We start from the raw sequence: 15,528 nt of genomic DNA, 5'->3' as shown, positions 1-15,528 counted from the left end.
GCCTTCAATGGCGCTTTTTCATACAACGAAATAGCCGCGAGGTTTTCTGGCCATTACGAAACATGTCACTCTGTTTTGTTCTCAACCTGTACAATTGAAAATGTATTCTTATTTGGATCCACTATATGGGTCATGATGCCACCCCAAAATTGCTTTTCTGGATCACCCGTAAACTCAACACCTTCATGCTTCAACCTAGCGTAGAATGCGTTGATATCTTCAACTTCGAGACTAAAGCCTAGGTACCTTCCAGATTCAAACTCGCCTTTTTCTTCCGGCTCTATAATCATCTGCGCATTATCTAGCTGGTAACCTACAAAGCCATCCGATACGGATCCATATATCTTTGTTAACCCAAGTTTTTGAGTATAAAAAATTTCAGATTCCTCAAAATTATTGCAAGGAATCCTCATAGTATTGATCTTCATTTTAATTCTCTCGACACATAACAATCATCAGGCACTACAGCATCACCATTTAGCCCAATAAATTATTGATAGTTTTGAAACAATATCACGTAGGTCCTTGAGAGTTCTAGTCTTATAGGGTTCAAGGATTAATAAAAGATATTGTGAAGTAATAGGTAACCGCCTCGAAACAACCTCCAACAAATAAAGCGCCGTTACTGGCGCTTTTTCTTCCACTTTCCCGAAACCACGTACTTTGGAAAGGTATAAAGTTGCTCGAGTAGGATTCGGGTAATCGCATTACTTGGACCAGTAAATGGTTCCGGAGGTAGGTTTTCTTTTTTGTGACCAAAACCTTGAATGGCGATAGAGATAAAGGGCAAAAGCACCAAACTTCCAGCAATCAAAAAGTTACCAAGAACCAATGAAACCATTGCCCCCCAGAACCCGATGATGAATACCGGAACCATGATTAAATGAATCAGGAAATTGCCCTGATGTTGGTGAAAGTGACCGTAGGTATTTTGCTGGTGCTGAACGAGTTTACGTATAGACATGACTGCTCTCCAATCTGTTTTGGAGCAAGATAATATCGACAGAAAAACAAAGCATTACCATATGGTAATTTGGCTTCAACTTTTAATTCGGCTGAGTGATTGAGGCGTAATACCCAGATAGGACGCCACGTAATATTCTGGAATGCTATCAACCAGATGTGGCATCTGTTCACATAGCTCAATATAACGCTGTTTCGCTGTTTTCATGAGTAATGACATCGCTCTTTTCTGCGTGTGGTAATACGCTTCTTCCGCCAACCTTCGTCCTAGTTTCTCCCATTTCGACCCACGATCATAAAGCCCAGAAATCGCTGAAATAGGCAATTCAACTGCCGACACTTCCGTTAGCGTCTGAAAATGAAGTTGAGAAACTTCCTTTCGAATAACGCTAGAAAAATCGGTAAGGAATAAGTTTTTCACGTTTGAAGAGGGTTTATTGAAGTGAAAACAAGTTGTGAAGTCTCGACCGTTTTCGTCAATAACATAAGAACGCGTTATGCCAGAGCTTACGTAAAACATACTCCGACAAGTTTGACCGCTTCCGAGCAGGCTTACATCCTTATCAAAATTCTGAACCGTGAAACTTTCTGAGATCATTTCCCACTCGCCATCGGATATGGAAATGAACTGAGACAAGTGATTTCGAAGGTGAGTTAAAGGCTGATTAGGTGTTTGGTCTTCCAAGATATACCTGACAATTTGAGACGTCGTTTGTTTAGATTTATCAGAGTTTATACTCACGATCTAATTTTTGAGAACCCCCGACACAGTGGTTGTTGTATGAATCACGTTTTACCTCCATTAGCTCGATCAATAATTTAACAACTGCTTATAAATTAAAACATTTGAGCCCGAGGATTTATGAAACTCTGGATATTGAATTTCGCCTTTATCAATCTGTTTTTTTCTCTTTCGGCATTCTCTGCCGATGTTTGCCAAGCAAAAATCAAAAAGAAGATTTCAGCGACACAATCTATTTACCACGCAATGGCAGTACCAGTGCTAGAGAAGAAATTCGAGGTGGTTAAAGACGTCCGAACAATAGAGAACGTTGGGGATTTCGATTTTTTAGTTCGAGTTAAAGGGCTAGGCAGTGCTGCTTGGCATAGAGTAAACCCCGATGAAACGTATATCGGATTGGTGGATTTGTGGGAATTACGCTGTCTTTCTACGTCGTCTCCAAAGCGGGATCCTCTGTCTATTGGGTTTGCTGTATTAACCGAAACGGTGGACGGTCTGTGGGATTCCCTTCAATCAGGAGCCCCTAGCTTAGCGGGTGAATTGGGCGCCGCCAGCCAATGCCGAACACGAGGTTATGGCAATACGTTCGCTGGCAGTAGAAATAAATTCCAGCACTTTATCAATACCCCCGACTACCGCTTGATGAACAATTACCTTGCGATGCAAGCTTCTATTCGTACCTATTACCAACAATTTGCCAATGGGCGTGGTTATGTCACAACAGAAAATGATTACCGCTGTGCGGCACAAGAACAGTATCGCCATTGGGGTTTCAAAAAAGTGTTGTTTGCTAACTCGATCACCAGCGGTAATGCCATCATTACATCCAACCGAGACATCGTTTTGATTGCGGTTCGGGGAACGCAAATGGTGGACGAACAATCGATACACGACGAACAAATCGCGTATAACTTCATGACGGATATTCTCGCCAATGGGCCGAGTATTCCACTAAATGCCAACTTACTCATTCCCAATGCAAAAGGAAAACTCCACAGCGGATACGCTGCCGTCGTTAAAACCCTCTTTCCGCTTATTGAGCAAGCACTGCGAGAAATGGGCGACACGCATAAGCCTATTTTTCTGGCGGGTCACAGTTTAGGGGGCGCGACTGCGACGGTTCTGGGCTACAAATTACGTGCAGAAGGGTATAAGGTTCAGTCGGTATACAGTTTTGCTTCGCCTAAAATCGGTGATCTCCGATTTACTCAAGATCTCGACTCGAACGTCAATGTCTATGCCACGATTAACTACCGCGACCCAGTGCCGAGCTTCCCTAATATCAGCAATTTTTTGAATTTTGTTCCGCAATACTATACAGCGGATCATGTCCTTTATTTCAATAAAAACCATCAACCGACCGCTTTTCCTAACACCACCAGAGACAGCGATATTTTTGCCCACATTTCTGAAGACCAAGGCCCGCCCACCCCACTCATTATTTCTGCGACTCAGCAATTCAAAGAATGGCATTTTCATGTCATGAATTTCTATCTCGCGTTTTTATACAACGAAATTCAGCAAAACCAATTGGACAGAAATCGCCAGAATTTGCAGCCTGATTATCAAAAGCAGTGGCTGTGTTTGGATGGGCAGCCTCACCGGAATCTTACCCAAATCGATTGGCACGGGGTCGAGATAAAAGACACCTTGTTAGCGGATACCAATGGATACCCTGTTCAAGAATGTGTTCTGCCTTAACGGAGAAGAAGCAAATGAACTTTCATTGTCAGTTTTTGCACTTGGCTATCTGTACTGGTCTGTTGCTTTCGACACCGGCTAACGCCTTCAAAATTGGCACCCATGTTTGGCTCGCGGCGAAAGTGGCAGAAGACGTCGTTGAAGACAACAAAGTCTCGATTTATTTCGATGAATCAGGGCAAACCGACACGCTCACCGTTGACCCGATTGTTGCCCGTTCCATTAAGCGATTCCCCAAAGCGTTTCTTTTTGGTGTACTCGGGGCTGATATATACCCCGATTTAGTTGCAGGGCAAATGACTACGCACCCAGGGCTTCCCTTTCAGCCACTTAACCGTTGTGGCGAGAACATAAATGTGGACTCAAAAGGTCAATTGCAGCCCTATAACCGATATTGCCACCCGAAAGATATCGACTTAGCTTCGCCCGATAACTATGGCGTCTCTCCCCTCATCTTGCCTGTAATGAAAGCGGCTAACTTGTATCTGAGTGGTCATTCTTGGGGCTGGCAAACCGACGATTGGTTGAGACATGTTAGAGACGCTGCGCTGCAAACATCGGGAAATCGTGGCTCGAGCGAAGTGGCTTTTGCTTACGGCTATCTCCTCCATGCTGCAATGGACACGTGGGCGCACAGCTATGTGAATGTGTACACGGGGGATCTCTTCTCTTTATCGAAAAACCAAACCGTACCCGCTCGCCATACCGCGTTAGAAGGATACATAAATTCGCTCCATGATTCGTATGACGACGATCCCCTATCCATTTTAAGAGTAAGTACGCGAAACCAAACTCAAGCACAAGACAGCTATCAATCGCTCAAAGCACCGACCGAGTTTGTTCGGAGAACCTTAATCTTAAACGATACCACCGCTTGGCAATACGGCAGAGAAAGTGGGGCTGTCCATATTTGGGCAATGTGGGCATCTTGGAAAATCTCCAAACAACTCAATCAAAGATTTGAGCCCATCCAAACCGAACTTCGGCGTGTATTGAATGAACAAATTCAAAAAGTCAGCGACGCAGAGCAACTTTGGCAAACAGCAGAAAACGCCAAGAATATCGCTATTCAAGGGGCTAGCGATGCCTACGAAACACTGAAAGAGCACGAGGGAAATTTGGTTGCTGCAACCCAAAATTTGGAAGACGCGACCAACAACGTAATTGAGCATATTGAATCCAATATCGCCTTAAAGAATGCATTTTCGACCGCAGACCGAGTCATTGAACGCGTGCTTAGCCTACTACCTAGTTGGATTCAGCAACAATATCGCACCGCCAAGAATAGGTTGTCTCGTGTGCGCTTGGATTTGGATTTTGCAAGAAACCATTATAACAACCAACTCATGATTCGAGAGAGAAGACTTAGCGCACTTGAAGAAGCGCTTACCAAGATGAATTTGGAAAAATCGGTGCTGTCAGCGTTATCGACGATGCGTGATGTAGGGCTAACAGCGATTGAACGTAGCCTTTCCGGTTGGACACGAAACATTGAAGCGTCTGTCGATGCTTACATACACGCTTACGAAGAAACAGGACGTGAATTGCTCCGACCACACGGAAACCGATTCGACGAACAAAAAAGTGCCGTGCAGGCGTTAAAGAATTGGGCAATTTGTTGGGCACCTATTTTCAGTTCCCCAGTCCCGAATAGCCAAATGCTCTCGCGCACTTGCCAAGTAGGGATTGAGTCTTACACCGATTTCAATGAAACCGTCCGGCAGTTCAAGCTGAATACGTTGATTCAAGATCGGCGTCTGAAAGATGCCATTATTGAGTTTGATGAAGCCAACGCTGAAATCAAGGTGTCGGCGCTCCCTCAAATTGGCCGGCTAATTCGTCAAGCCATTCCGTTTACAGACCAATCGGTCGTGGCACCAGGTAGTGCAGAATTTCTTGCTCGCTTATGGGATCATCATGTAACAAAAAAGGATCTTGTTGACTTGTATGCCTCTGATTCTTCTGAGCAAAACCTATTAACTTTTCGCGCTCAAGGGCAAGAAATCATCGCTATGTTACAAGCCGACGGGTTAGATATTGATAAATTCGATAAGCACCATAAAACATTGAAGCTTGACGATATGATGCGTTTTACCCCGGTTCGTAACGCCATGCAGCTTTCTAAGCTGGCTTTGGTTAATAACGATGAACTGAACGATTGGGTTCGTGAAAAAGGCGTGACTTCCTCCCCGTACCCAGACAGCACGCCGCTATACCGAGCAAATGGTCCGGCGGGAGATATTCTGATCGGTGCCTTAAGAAGTATCGATGGGAACCACCAATGGCTAGCGGTTGCACCACCGCTTCCTAGAAAACCGAAGGTTGGGAATGATTTACGCGGGACAGAAGAAGCGTGTCGACGTTTTGGCTACCCGATCCACTCACAGTACATTCCAACTAAACCATTAAAACCCGAACGTATCCGAACTCATTCCGAGTTTAATCGTGATTGCCAGAATACGGCTCTGTTTCGTTATCGAGCCAATAATACGGAATATACGCCCGGCGGTTTTCGACTTTGGCAATCCCGCTTAGCCAGAGAAAAAGTATTTAGCAAAATATTTCAGGGACCGCTCTCACTAGGTATGTGTCACTACCTAAAGGACAAACGTTCTGAGCCCGAATCGTATCAACCATCCTATTACACAACGTATATTGGTCTTGGTTGTGTAGGAAATAACTATGTTGACACCAATTTATTGTCTATCTTGCATAAGCATCAAAATAACATTCGTCTCTCTCAACCCACACTAAGTCCACCCATGCTAAATCTACCCAAACGCGGGGCAGTCCAAGATAATTGAGAGAGAAGAAAAAAAGAAGAAAGAGAGAGTCGAGATTAGCTCACCTGAATAACAACGCTGCCCTTTCTGTGCTTTGTGTGGGCGTATTGGTGCGCTTCTTCAAGCTGAGAAAAGGTGTATTGGCGGTCGATTCTTGGTCTTAAAAATCCTAATTCAATCAGGTCTTTAAGTAAAACCAAGTCTACACTCGTGTCTACATGGTATCGACACGCAAGACGTTGTTTTCCGATAAAAATTGAAGACATCATTTGATAGTATTCTGCAAGACCCGCTTCGAGTTTCAAACAGATACCTTGAGGTTTTAATACATCGCAGCAAGAATCGAAACACGCTGTATTGGCAATATCAAAGACCACGTCATATTGTCTTTCTGCAACGGTGAAATCGTGAATGGAATAATCGACGACACGGTCAGCGCCAAGAGCCTGCACAAACTTCAATTCATCGGTACTACAAATACCCGTGACCCTCGCACCTAGCCATTTGGCAATTTGCACCGCCGCTGTACCAACAGGGCCTGAAGCACCATTGATTAAGACTTTCTGCCCTACTTGAACTTTCGCTTTGTCACGCAACATTTGCAGTGCGATCAACGCACCATAAGGGATGGACGCGGCTTCCTCAAAGTTGGTATTTTCTGGCATGAGGCTAAGCACACTATCGTCTTGTACGGTGATGTATTCTGCGTAGGTGCCGCTTTCCACGCCTACAATCCCGAAAACTCGGTCATTAGGCTTAAAAAGTCGAACATTTTTGCCCACTGCTTCTACTACACCAGCAAACTCAGTACCCAGAATTTCTTCTTTTGGTAAGAGAGCACCCAACGTTAGACGCGAAGGGAGCCGAAGTATTTTGGGGAATTGGTGACGTAAATGACTTTTCGTAACGGTTGTGGCTTTCACTCGAATGAGTACGTCATCGTCGGCTGGCACTGGCTTGTCAACTTCTGAAAAATGCAATATGTCGTTATCCCCGAAGGGTGTATATACCATTGCTTTCATGACTGATGCTCTCCAATAGCGGTGGCTGTGTATAACACGTAAAGAAACCTTTCCTATTTCTCTAGCCACATAGAATTCCCGCTATTTGTTAGCCAAATAATGACGCTAACAAGGCGATATAGAGGAATCTTCTTTTAGTCGGGACACCTTACCAATGGCAACAGACCATAGCAAATGACATTTGTATTAATAGTGATACTTATATAATTATTTTCAATATTTATATGAAAGTGATGCTATGAATAAACGGGATTACACCCATATTTCCCCATCAAGGTATTTCACCGCGCTACCTGAAACAAAAACGTGAGTATCGGTTACTCTGCAATGCAGTTCACCTCTCCTCTGAGACGCTTGAAGCGCCACTAGTTCATTCTTCCCTAGCTCACTTGCCCAATATGGTGCTAAACCTGCGTGAATAGAACCCGTTACCGGATCTTCGTCGCCACCGTTAGCGGGCCAAAAATAGCGAGAAACAAAATCATATTGCTCCCCTTTCGCCGTTACAACGACATCGTATGGCGCTAGAGTTTTCAGTTTTTCTTGGGTTTGCTGAATCTGCAATACATCGTCTTGAGATTCATAAATGGCAAAGTACGCTTGTTGGCTACGTAATATGAGTTTTGGCGTGATGGATAAGCCTTCGATGAGTGCCTGTGGAGCTTCGACGGGAACGGGAGCGAGGATAGGAAACTGCATTTCAATCATGCCATTACTTCGTTTATTAACGACGAGATTACCCACTTCCAAAGTTGAAAATTCAAGCTCATTCAGTGTAGGGAAATCGGAAAACAACGCGCTGGCAGACGCTAACGTCGCGTGCCCACAAAAATCGATTTCCGTGATAGGTGAAAACCAACGAATTGCATATTTATTGTCTTTGACTGGTACAAGAAATGCTGTTTCAGACAAGTTATTTTCAATCGCAATGTTCTGCATCAAACGGGCGTTTAGCCATTCATCGGTAATGATCACAGCAGCGGAATTGCCTTTGAATTGTTCACTGGTAAACGCATCCAGTACGCGCATTCTTAGTTTCAACATCTTTACCTTTTTTTGTGAATATGAAGAACGAGTGATATCCGTTGAAATAAAATATGTCAACATTTATACCCAAGTAACCTCGAGATGCTTGGGTATAGGCATGCGTAAAGAAGGAAGCCAGATTAAGAATCTAAATCTAACTTGGCTTTCGCGCGAGGTCCCTAGCGAGAATCAAAGCAAGACCGAATACTTGCAGAAATAAAGCCAGATTATTGTATTGCGCCGATTCCTTATGGATAGCAGACATGTTATCCGTCAGTTCTAAATTATTAAGGTACAACTCATCGATTCTATTGCGCTGAACTTGTTGTGCCGCTTCTATTATCGAAAATATTTTTGGGAGATTGGCTGAAGTGAGAGTGGGAATGGGTTCACCAGCCCACGCTTCAAGTTGGTTGCGAATGTCCTGCTCTAGAATACTGGTATCCTCATTAGACATGACCTTTTGTACGGGGATATACGCAACCAGTGCTTCTCGTTTTCTCTCTAGGTTTTCTACCCTACTCCACGCCAATTCAATCTGATGCAGGTTGCGTTCTTTACTTTCCTGATAATCTGAATTCAGTTGGCTGTAATCCTCAAGTACCACACTTGTGGTGAGCAGGGCTAAAACATTCAGTAGTAAGCCAACCAACACCAGTAACCAGGCCGGTGGACGTATAAACAATGTCATTCTAATTACCCTGCTATTGGCTCTTAGTAAATTCTAGGCTCTCCGCGGAAGATGACGCGATCGTTACCTCGATAAACACCGAACGTCACCAAAGCAGAAGGGTTATCATCCCCATTGCCAAACCAGTTGTAGTGAAGATGTTCAAAGCCGCCGCTGGTGTTTCCTGAACAGGTTAAACCTGATTCTCCGGCTGGAGGAACACCAATTCTAAGCTTCAAGCGAACTTGTTCCTGAGCACCATCAGTTGAGTTATTTTGCCTTGCGGTTAAATTACTGCTTGTACCACTGGTGATATTGGTATGCGACCCCGTTAAATCGGCACTGCTAGAGCCAGGGCTTGGCCAAATAAGTTCACGACAATAGTTTGCACCATCAAAGTCAGTTTCAATGTCATCGGTATTGGTCACAAACTGCGAGCCGTTCCAATATTCTGCCCTCACCGGAACCGTCACGTCCATGCCACTGTTTGTGCCAACATCATCTAAAGTTAATCGACCATAACGCATATCAAGGGCTGCGGTAAATTTCCGTCCATTGTATGTACTGGACCCATCATTTCTTAGCGCAATGGCGTTTACAAAATCAGTGCACCCATTAACAGAACAATTGACACTGTTGGTATTCACTTCTAGACCAAGCCTAACTTCATAAGGGCCATCTTGAGTGGTGATTCTGGTTGGGGTTGTTTGCTGAACAACACGAGAAAACTTAAATACGGTAGAGGGCAGTGACGCCGTTCCACCCGTCCACTCTCTATACCAATCTGTATTCGCAATATTGCCCGTTATCAAACGGCTCGTTAAATCATTTGATTCTGTTACCGGGTTCTTTTCATCATCGACCGCGACTAAATTCAAATGCATTAACAGTGATGCGGCAAAGCTTCCGTAGTTAGTTGTTGTCGTGATAGTGTTTTCCTTGTCGACACTTTGCGCTGTTGCAGTGAAGTTAGATTTAAAGTTTTGCTCCATGTAGGTAAAACTGACTGCCTGCCCTTCCTGAGTGTAGTTATTTGTCAGTTCAAATTGATATGGGTAGAAGCGCCCTATCGTGGCAGTATCGCTATCAATTCCACTACTCTCACCATAATCATAATCACTGTTAGACACCGTTAAGTTAATGCTGCCTACTTCGTTCCAATTCATGGATGCCACAATGCCACTCGCGGCTAATGATGTTGTCGTGAAATTGTAAATATTGTTCGGTGTATAACTATTGCCTTCCTGCGTCAAAGTACCAGAACTCCCCCCACTTGGAGAATGAAGCGTGTAGTTGAGCTCGGCTAAAGCGAAATGACCAGTGGTAGAATAAAAGTTAGGCGTGGTCGCTCGGTTACATTGATTACTTTCAGAAGTGTTATAAGTAATGGGTTTAATTCGTACAGTGAAGGTTTCTCCAGCTCTTGCAAAAGCAGGCCCGCCAGACGATGTACCATTGTGCGCTTTTACTGTGTTTTGAACTGAAAAATCACACAGAGCTAGTTTGTCCGGCCGAGCCTCCACAACCATGACACCTTCAATATCATTCGCATTATCCCTGACTGTTACGTTGATTTGACCCGCATCGTTATATTGCAAACTCAGTGTGCCGACTCCATCCACAAACGTGACGTTACTGTTCACCAACGAAGGCTGAATTGTTCCAGTACTTGGGATGATATAAGAGGTTAATGTGATCGCCAGTGTTTTGGTTCCATCGTAGTCATCCATTACTTCTGTTCCACTCGCGGTTTCTCGCGTTGCTTTTATAGTAACGTCGGTTTGTTTACCCGCGATGATTTTGAATGGAGATGGCTCAAAGATGAAACCAGAATTACTGAATGTGTAAGGACCTGCCGAAGCATTAATAGACGGAGAGCCCACAACGTAAGCCGTTATGGTCGCAACTTCCACTACAACACTACTGTACAAATAATACGTCGCTGTACCCGCTTGAATCTGCATGGTACTCGTGTCATTGATACAATCTGCGCTAATGTTTGCTGTCGATTTCCAACAAGTGTTTGCATTACCAGATGGTGTAATATTTAAGTTGCCGATGTAGTCAGTATCTACATTACCTGCACTATTAATAATATTAAACGTGATAGGAATAGAGTGATCGATCAATTCAGTGGCAGAAGATGGTGTAATTTGCAGTTGATAAACTGGTTGATTACAGCTAGAAATGTCCCCGTTCAATCTTGCATCGCCCTTCACTTCAGCGGTCAAAGATGCGATAGCACCCGTTAAAATACCGCTTTCATCTAACTCGATGTTGTCTTCTGAGAGCACGAACGCAATTGCTCGAGCGGCCCCTTTTATTGAGAACTCAGCATTGCTTCCATGCACGACAAAGTAAACATCATTTGGGACCCCAGTTAAATTAACCTTACCTGAGCCTTTTATTTCAGTCCCATTACTGTGGATGTAAACCTGCCCACTGACCTTAATTTCTGCATCACCGTAAATATTCACTTCATCGGCAAAGTAGTCCCCCGCGGTGAACGTGACTACAGCATCCCCGAAAATGTTAATTTCGTCGTATTGCCCCGGAGACACTGTGTGAGTACCCGTATTAAAGCTAATATCAGTAGCCCCCGGAGTAAAACTCGCAAAATTGAACATGGGGACCAAAAGGCTGTTGTCAGCGACACAATTCCCAACCGTACAGCTGTTATTGGTATGGGCTTCTACATCAAAATAACCAAGTTGAGTACCGCTAACCGCACCAGATATTTTGGCGCTGCCTTTAATTTCAATACTACCGGACGTATCCCAAGTTTGAGCAGGACCCGTAAACTGAGTACATTGCTCCACATCGAACGGTACCTCAAAAATGATGTAGCCCAATCGCTCTACGATATGCTTACGTTCTGCATCGGTGTCTTGATCTTCTTCCACCATAAAACTGGATTTGCCCGTTTCCAAACGACACCGGCGTAACCAACCACCATTATTGCCATAGCGAGTATTTTTTGACGCCACGATAATGGGCACAACGTCGTAATTCTCATCGTAATCGGCGTAGGTTTCACACCCCGTAGAAACAGGGTTCCCCGTATCGTACGAGTTAATCGTTATTTGGTTTTTAACTGCAAATTTAATGTCGTCTCGTTCACCACTGCCATACGCTGCAATAAACCCGATTCGTTCTTGTTGCGTAGGGAATTGCCGAGAGTTTTTTGATTTGTATCCATCAATCTCATGTCGTTCTAGCGAGATATCCATATAAGACGTGTTAACAGCAGTTACGGATGATGTTAACCAAAAATTCTCACCGTTATTTATGCTTTGTACTTGGTGAATGATTCCGGGAGTGCCACTAAATGAAGTAAAGCCTTGTCCATTGTAGCTATTGAAATAAATCCGTTCCTTTTTGTTCCTATTGCCGTTTCCACTGCTATGGGTGCTCAATCGATACATGTATTTTTGAGTCGAAACTTCGTCAACAATGATCTTCACGCCATTAAAGTCATGAACACCCTTCTCCATTACGACGTAATCGATCACCTTCATCGGTACATCTTCCATACCTGCGGGTGCACGATATGCGGGCGCAATTTTCTGTTTGAACTTAACGTAAGTTTTCGTTACTTCCAGAACCTTTATTGCAGAAGGGGAATCTTGCTCGTTGAGAAATGAAATCGTACTCATGAAGAATACGAGAGGAACAGTGTCATACGTTTTTTCGAAATTTACTTGGCAAACCGTATCGATACAGTCTGGGTGCGCGTAGGCGTTCACGTTGTAACGACCGTACTCAAGCTCAAGCGCTTTTGCACTCGCTCCTACTAAAACCAACATCAGAATTAGAGCAAATCTTAAAAGTTTCATTTATAAGCCCAAAGCAGGTTGAACAAAAAACCTTTCCCGTTCAAACTTTAGTACAAAGCTTCACCTTTAATTGCTTCATTTTTAATACTTTGCTAAAAAAAACCTCCTAACTGATCATTTTATAATCTAGCTCACATTTAATCTCAGTGTGTAGGAGGCTGTATCCACAAACTTTCTCATCCACAAACAATCCCATCCTAAAACGTCGCTACTCTTTCTGACCAGCAACAAGATAAGAAGTTATCTGTTTAATAGAGCCAGACTCTATTTGGAAAATGTCACAGAAATAAAAAGTTTGCTGTGCGTCACCGTGCCCCTGAACAACCAGATGATCCGTAGCTTCAAGCGCTTGAGACACATTTAAAGACACCGGTTCTGATTCCATCTGAAAACAAATCGAGCGGATATTATCCGTTCCAACTATGTCTTCCTTGCCTACATTCGTCCAGCGAGTTTTCTCGTTTAAGAACGGGATAATCTCATTCACATCTCCGCAAGAAAAAGCGATACACGCGTTTTTGATATTTTCATCCACAACATTCACCCTGTATATTTTTCAATCAGTTATTAAAAACTATACGACTATTTTGACCAGTGTGATGTGACAGCGTAGGAAAAACGTGAGCGAATAAGCTGAAAAGAAGCCAGCCAAGCATACTCGATCGAGCTCATAAAAAGTAAAAACGATATTGCATCTTGAATGAAAGTACGTATAGAATCTCGCCATCACTTCTGTAGGAGAATACGCCTAAATGAACAACTAATCCCTTATGTCCAATTCAACACCTTAATTTTGGAATACAGGGTTAGTAGGCGTGTCTTCGTCAAAACTTGCTTTAATCGCTTTTTGCATATTGCCTTTTGCGTATCGCTTCTCGCGATCTAATGAATTCAGATTTCTCACGCCTCAGACCCTGACTATGTCGGAGTCTTTATGATCACATTTCATCAAAATAATTCTTTTAAAAACAATTCTTTTAAAAACAATAACTATCAAAACAGCACTTATTTAAGAGCTAATCGCCTCTCTTACCAACACCCAGATGGTGAATGGCAGTTTAAATCGCTTCAGTTCTCTGTCGCGCAAGGCGTATACGGTTTAGTCGGCGACAATGGTAGCGGCAAGAGCCTGCTGTGTTCCTTGCTGTTAAAACGAAACGCCCCTACATTGGGAAACATCGAAATACAAGGGCGAGTCGGTTGGTTAGATCAACAACACGATTCGAACACAATAGACCAGTCCATTGCTCAGTACTTAGGTTTGGAATCTGCGCTTCTTGCGCTTGAACGAATAGAAAAAGGAAGCGTTAAGCAAACCGATTTTGATCTCGTTAACGACCGGTGGGACTTGAGAAATGAGCTTTCAAAAGAGTTGACCGAACTTAGGTTGCCCCCCGATCCATATAGCAGCGTTCAAACCCTAAGCGGCGGAGAACTCACGCGGCTAAGATTGTGGGTCTTGTTCCTTGAGAACCCGGATATTCTTATTTTGGATGAACCAAGCAACCACCTTGATAACAATGGAAAACGTTGGCTCTGCGATCAATTGGCTCAATTTCAAGGTAGAGCGCTCATTGTTAGCCACGACCGAGAATTACTGAATACGGTTGACGGTATTTTCGAGTTGTCTTCATTAGGGATACAATTTTGTAGTGGCAACTACGATGCTTATGCTCAAATTCGAGATAGAGAGCAAGCCTCAATTGCTCGAAAGCTGGAAGAAACCGAAAAGCAGCAAAAGTTAGCAGCTAAAAAAGCGCAGTCGGATCATGAGAAGGCGCAAAAACGCGCTGCGCAAGGCAACAAGCTACGAAAATCTGGCAGCCAAGATAAGATGATTCTCGATGCTGCAAAAAATAGTGCACAAAAAACGAATGCTGCAAAGCGGGAAATGCACCGACAACGCCAATCAGAATTGAGTGAGTTAAAGCAACAACTTCAATCAAAGCAGTCGAATTCCCATGCACTCACCCTATCCTTTGAATCACACCGACAAAAGAATCAAAGGCTATTACACCTTCAACAATGTGCCCTGCCTTATGGCGCTGCGGAACCCATCAATTGGGAAGTATTCTTAGGGGATAAATGGAGAATTGATGGCGACAATGGCAAAGGGAAATCCACGCTGCTTAAGTGCATTTTTGACGAGCTCACGTTCACCGCTGGTCAGTACAGCGCTAAGAAAAGCCTATATGTTGATCAACACTTTTCATTGCTAGGCGAAGCCCTACCTTTACTGGATCTCGTTAGCACTCACCTGCCCCACTTAACGCACGGTGAAATTCGAAATCTGCTGGCTGCCATTGGCTTCAAACGCGACTCTGTGTTCAGAATTAGCCACCAACTCAGTGGAGGAGAAAAAATGGAATTGGCACTGCTTATTGCCAGTCATCAAGCAGAACCATGCTTACTGCTGTTAGATGAACCTGATAACCATCTCGACCTTAACAGCAAAAGAATATTCGCGAACACTCTACGTGACTATTCTGCAGGGTTTGTTTTGGTCACACACGATTCATACTTCGCACGAGAAAGCGGTATTGAATCCACTTTAACTATTTAAAATAAGGCTACTCAAGCCAGTTGCTAATAACTTGGCTTGAGTAGTTTTCCTTTACAAACAGAGACTCAATAAAAACTAAAACTGAAGGATAAAGCGATGGGATGGCATTCCTTTTCGTTGAGCTTTGGCGAAAACAAACAGATTCGATTAAATCTTAAGCAAATCGAATGGAAAACTTTGCCGAATGACTTATGCTCAATTGAGGAAATGCGGAAACTAAGG

The 15,528-nt window shown here is 43.6% G+C and carries 11 protein-coding genes; 3 read left to right on the top strand and 8 right to left on the bottom strand.

Annotation, left to right across the window (positions count from 1 at the left end):
• Positions 1 to 65 precede the first annotated feature (65 nt).
• The 3 genes from Q8W40_RS15990 to Q8W40_RS15980 form a co-directional block, all read right to left on the bottom strand.
• The gene (locus Q8W40_RS15990; RefSeq protein ID WP_305398613.1) at positions 66 to 428 is read right to left on the bottom strand and encodes a VOC family protein; all 363 of its coding nucleotides are present in this window, start codon (positions 426 to 428) and stop codon (positions 66 to 68) included.
• 194 nt (positions 429 to 622) lie between these two features.
• Positions 623 to 964 carry a terminase gene (locus Q8W40_RS15985; RefSeq protein WP_305398612.1) on the bottom strand — a complete coding sequence of 114 codons (342 nt, stop codon included), beginning with the start codon at positions 962 to 964 and terminating at the stop codon, positions 623 to 625.
• A 75-nt stretch (positions 965 to 1,039) separates the two neighbouring features.
• Positions 1,040 to 1,648: a Crp/Fnr family transcriptional regulator gene (locus Q8W40_RS15980; protein ID WP_305398611.1), complete on the bottom strand. Its 609-nt coding sequence runs from the start codon at positions 1,646 to 1,648 to the stop codon at positions 1,040 to 1,042.
• Positions 1,649 to 1,825: 177 nt separating this feature from the next.
• On the opposite strand from Q8W40_RS15980, the gene Q8W40_RS15975 reads away from it, so the two are divergent.
• Positions 1,826 to 3,406: a lipase family protein gene (locus Q8W40_RS15975; RefSeq protein WP_305398610.1), complete on the top strand. Its 1,581-nt coding sequence runs from the start codon at positions 1,826 to 1,828 to the stop codon at positions 3,404 to 3,406.
• 14 nt (positions 3,407 to 3,420) lie between these two features.
• Positions 3,421 to 6,210, top strand: coding sequence for a zinc dependent phospholipase C family protein (locus tag Q8W40_RS15970; protein WP_305398609.1), 2,790 nt, complete (start codon positions 3,421 to 3,423; stop codon positions 6,208 to 6,210).
• Positions 6,211 to 6,245: 35 nt separating this feature from the next.
• On the opposite strand, the gene Q8W40_RS15965 is transcribed toward Q8W40_RS15970, so the two are convergent.
• The 5 genes from Q8W40_RS15965 to Q8W40_RS15945 all read right to left on the bottom strand — a co-directional run bounded on the left by Q8W40_RS15965 (position 6,246) and on the right by Q8W40_RS15945 (position 13,278).
• Positions 6,246 to 7,211 (bottom strand): NAD(P)-dependent alcohol dehydrogenase, encoded by a 966-nt coding sequence (locus Q8W40_RS15965; RefSeq protein WP_305398608.1) that lies wholly within the window; start codon positions 7,209 to 7,211, stop codon positions 6,246 to 6,248.
• Positions 7,212 to 7,463: 252 nt separating this feature from the next.
• Entirely contained in the window at positions 7,464 to 8,252 is a 789-nt protein-coding gene (locus Q8W40_RS15960; protein ID WP_305398736.1) for a PhzF family phenazine biosynthesis protein, read from the bottom strand.
• A gap of 139 nt (positions 8,253 to 8,391) precedes the next feature.
• Complete coding sequence (locus Q8W40_RS15955; protein WP_305398606.1) at positions 8,392 to 8,928, bottom strand: DNA mismatch repair protein; 537 nt, start codon at positions 8,926 to 8,928, stop codon at positions 8,392 to 8,394.
• Positions 8,929 to 8,951: 23 nt separating this feature from the next.
• The gene (locus Q8W40_RS15950; RefSeq protein WP_305398605.1) at positions 8,952 to 12,743 is read right to left on the bottom strand and encodes a DUF6701 domain-containing protein; all 3,792 of its coding nucleotides are present in this window, start codon (positions 12,741 to 12,743) and stop codon (positions 8,952 to 8,954) included.
• Between the two features lie 208 nt (positions 12,744 to 12,951).
• Positions 12,952 to 13,278: a hypothetical protein gene (locus Q8W40_RS15945; protein ID WP_305398604.1), complete on the bottom strand. Its 327-nt coding sequence runs from the start codon at positions 13,276 to 13,278 to the stop codon at positions 12,952 to 12,954.
• A 399-nt stretch (positions 13,279 to 13,677) separates the two neighbouring features.
• Between Q8W40_RS15945 and Q8W40_RS15940 the strand changes: the two genes are divergently transcribed.
• Complete coding sequence (locus Q8W40_RS15940; protein WP_305398602.1) at positions 13,678 to 15,306, top strand: ATP-binding cassette domain-containing protein; 1,629 nt, start codon at positions 13,678 to 13,680, stop codon at positions 15,304 to 15,306.
• The last annotated feature ends 222 nt before the right edge of the window (positions 15,307 to 15,528 follow it).

The organism is Vibrio penaeicida (genome assembly GCF_030689305.1).
GTDB lineage: Bacteria > Pseudomonadota > Gammaproteobacteria > Enterobacterales > Vibrionaceae > Vibrio > Vibrio penaeicida_B.
Note: the sequence above shows the minus strand (reverse complement) of the source record. Positions and strands in the feature narration are given on the sequence as shown.

What these genes read in the sequence shown, in the direction of transcription:
- Q8W40_RS15970 (WP_305398609.1), top strand. Translation starts at nt 3,421, where the DNA reads ATGAACTTTCATTGTCAGTTTTTGCACTTGGCTATCTGTACTGGTCTG.
- Q8W40_RS15975 (WP_305398610.1), top strand. Translation starts at nt 1,826, where the DNA reads ATGAAACTCTGGATATTGAATTTCGCCTTTATCAATCTGTTTTTTTCT.
- Q8W40_RS15985 (WP_305398612.1), bottom strand. Translation starts at nt 964, where the DNA reads ATGTCTATACGTAAACTCGTTCAGCACCAGCAAAATACCTACGGTCAC.
- Q8W40_RS15950 (WP_305398605.1), bottom strand. Translation starts at nt 12,743, where the DNA reads ATGAAACTTTTAAGATTTGCTCTAATTCTGATGTTGGTTTTAGTAGGA.
- Q8W40_RS15990 (WP_305398613.1), bottom strand. Translation starts at nt 428, where the DNA reads ATGAAGATCAATACTATGAGGATTCCTTGCAATAATTTTGAGGAATCT.
- Q8W40_RS15940 (WP_305398602.1), top strand. Translation starts at nt 13,678, where the DNA reads ATGATCACATTTCATCAAAATAATTCTTTTAAAAACAATTCTTTTAAA.
- Q8W40_RS15955 (WP_305398606.1), bottom strand. Translation starts at nt 8,928, where the DNA reads ATGACATTGTTTATACGTCCACCGGCCTGGTTACTGGTGTTGGTTGGC.
- Q8W40_RS15965 (WP_305398608.1), bottom strand. Translation starts at nt 7,211, where the DNA reads ATGAAAGCAATGGTATATACACCCTTCGGGGATAACGACATATTGCAT.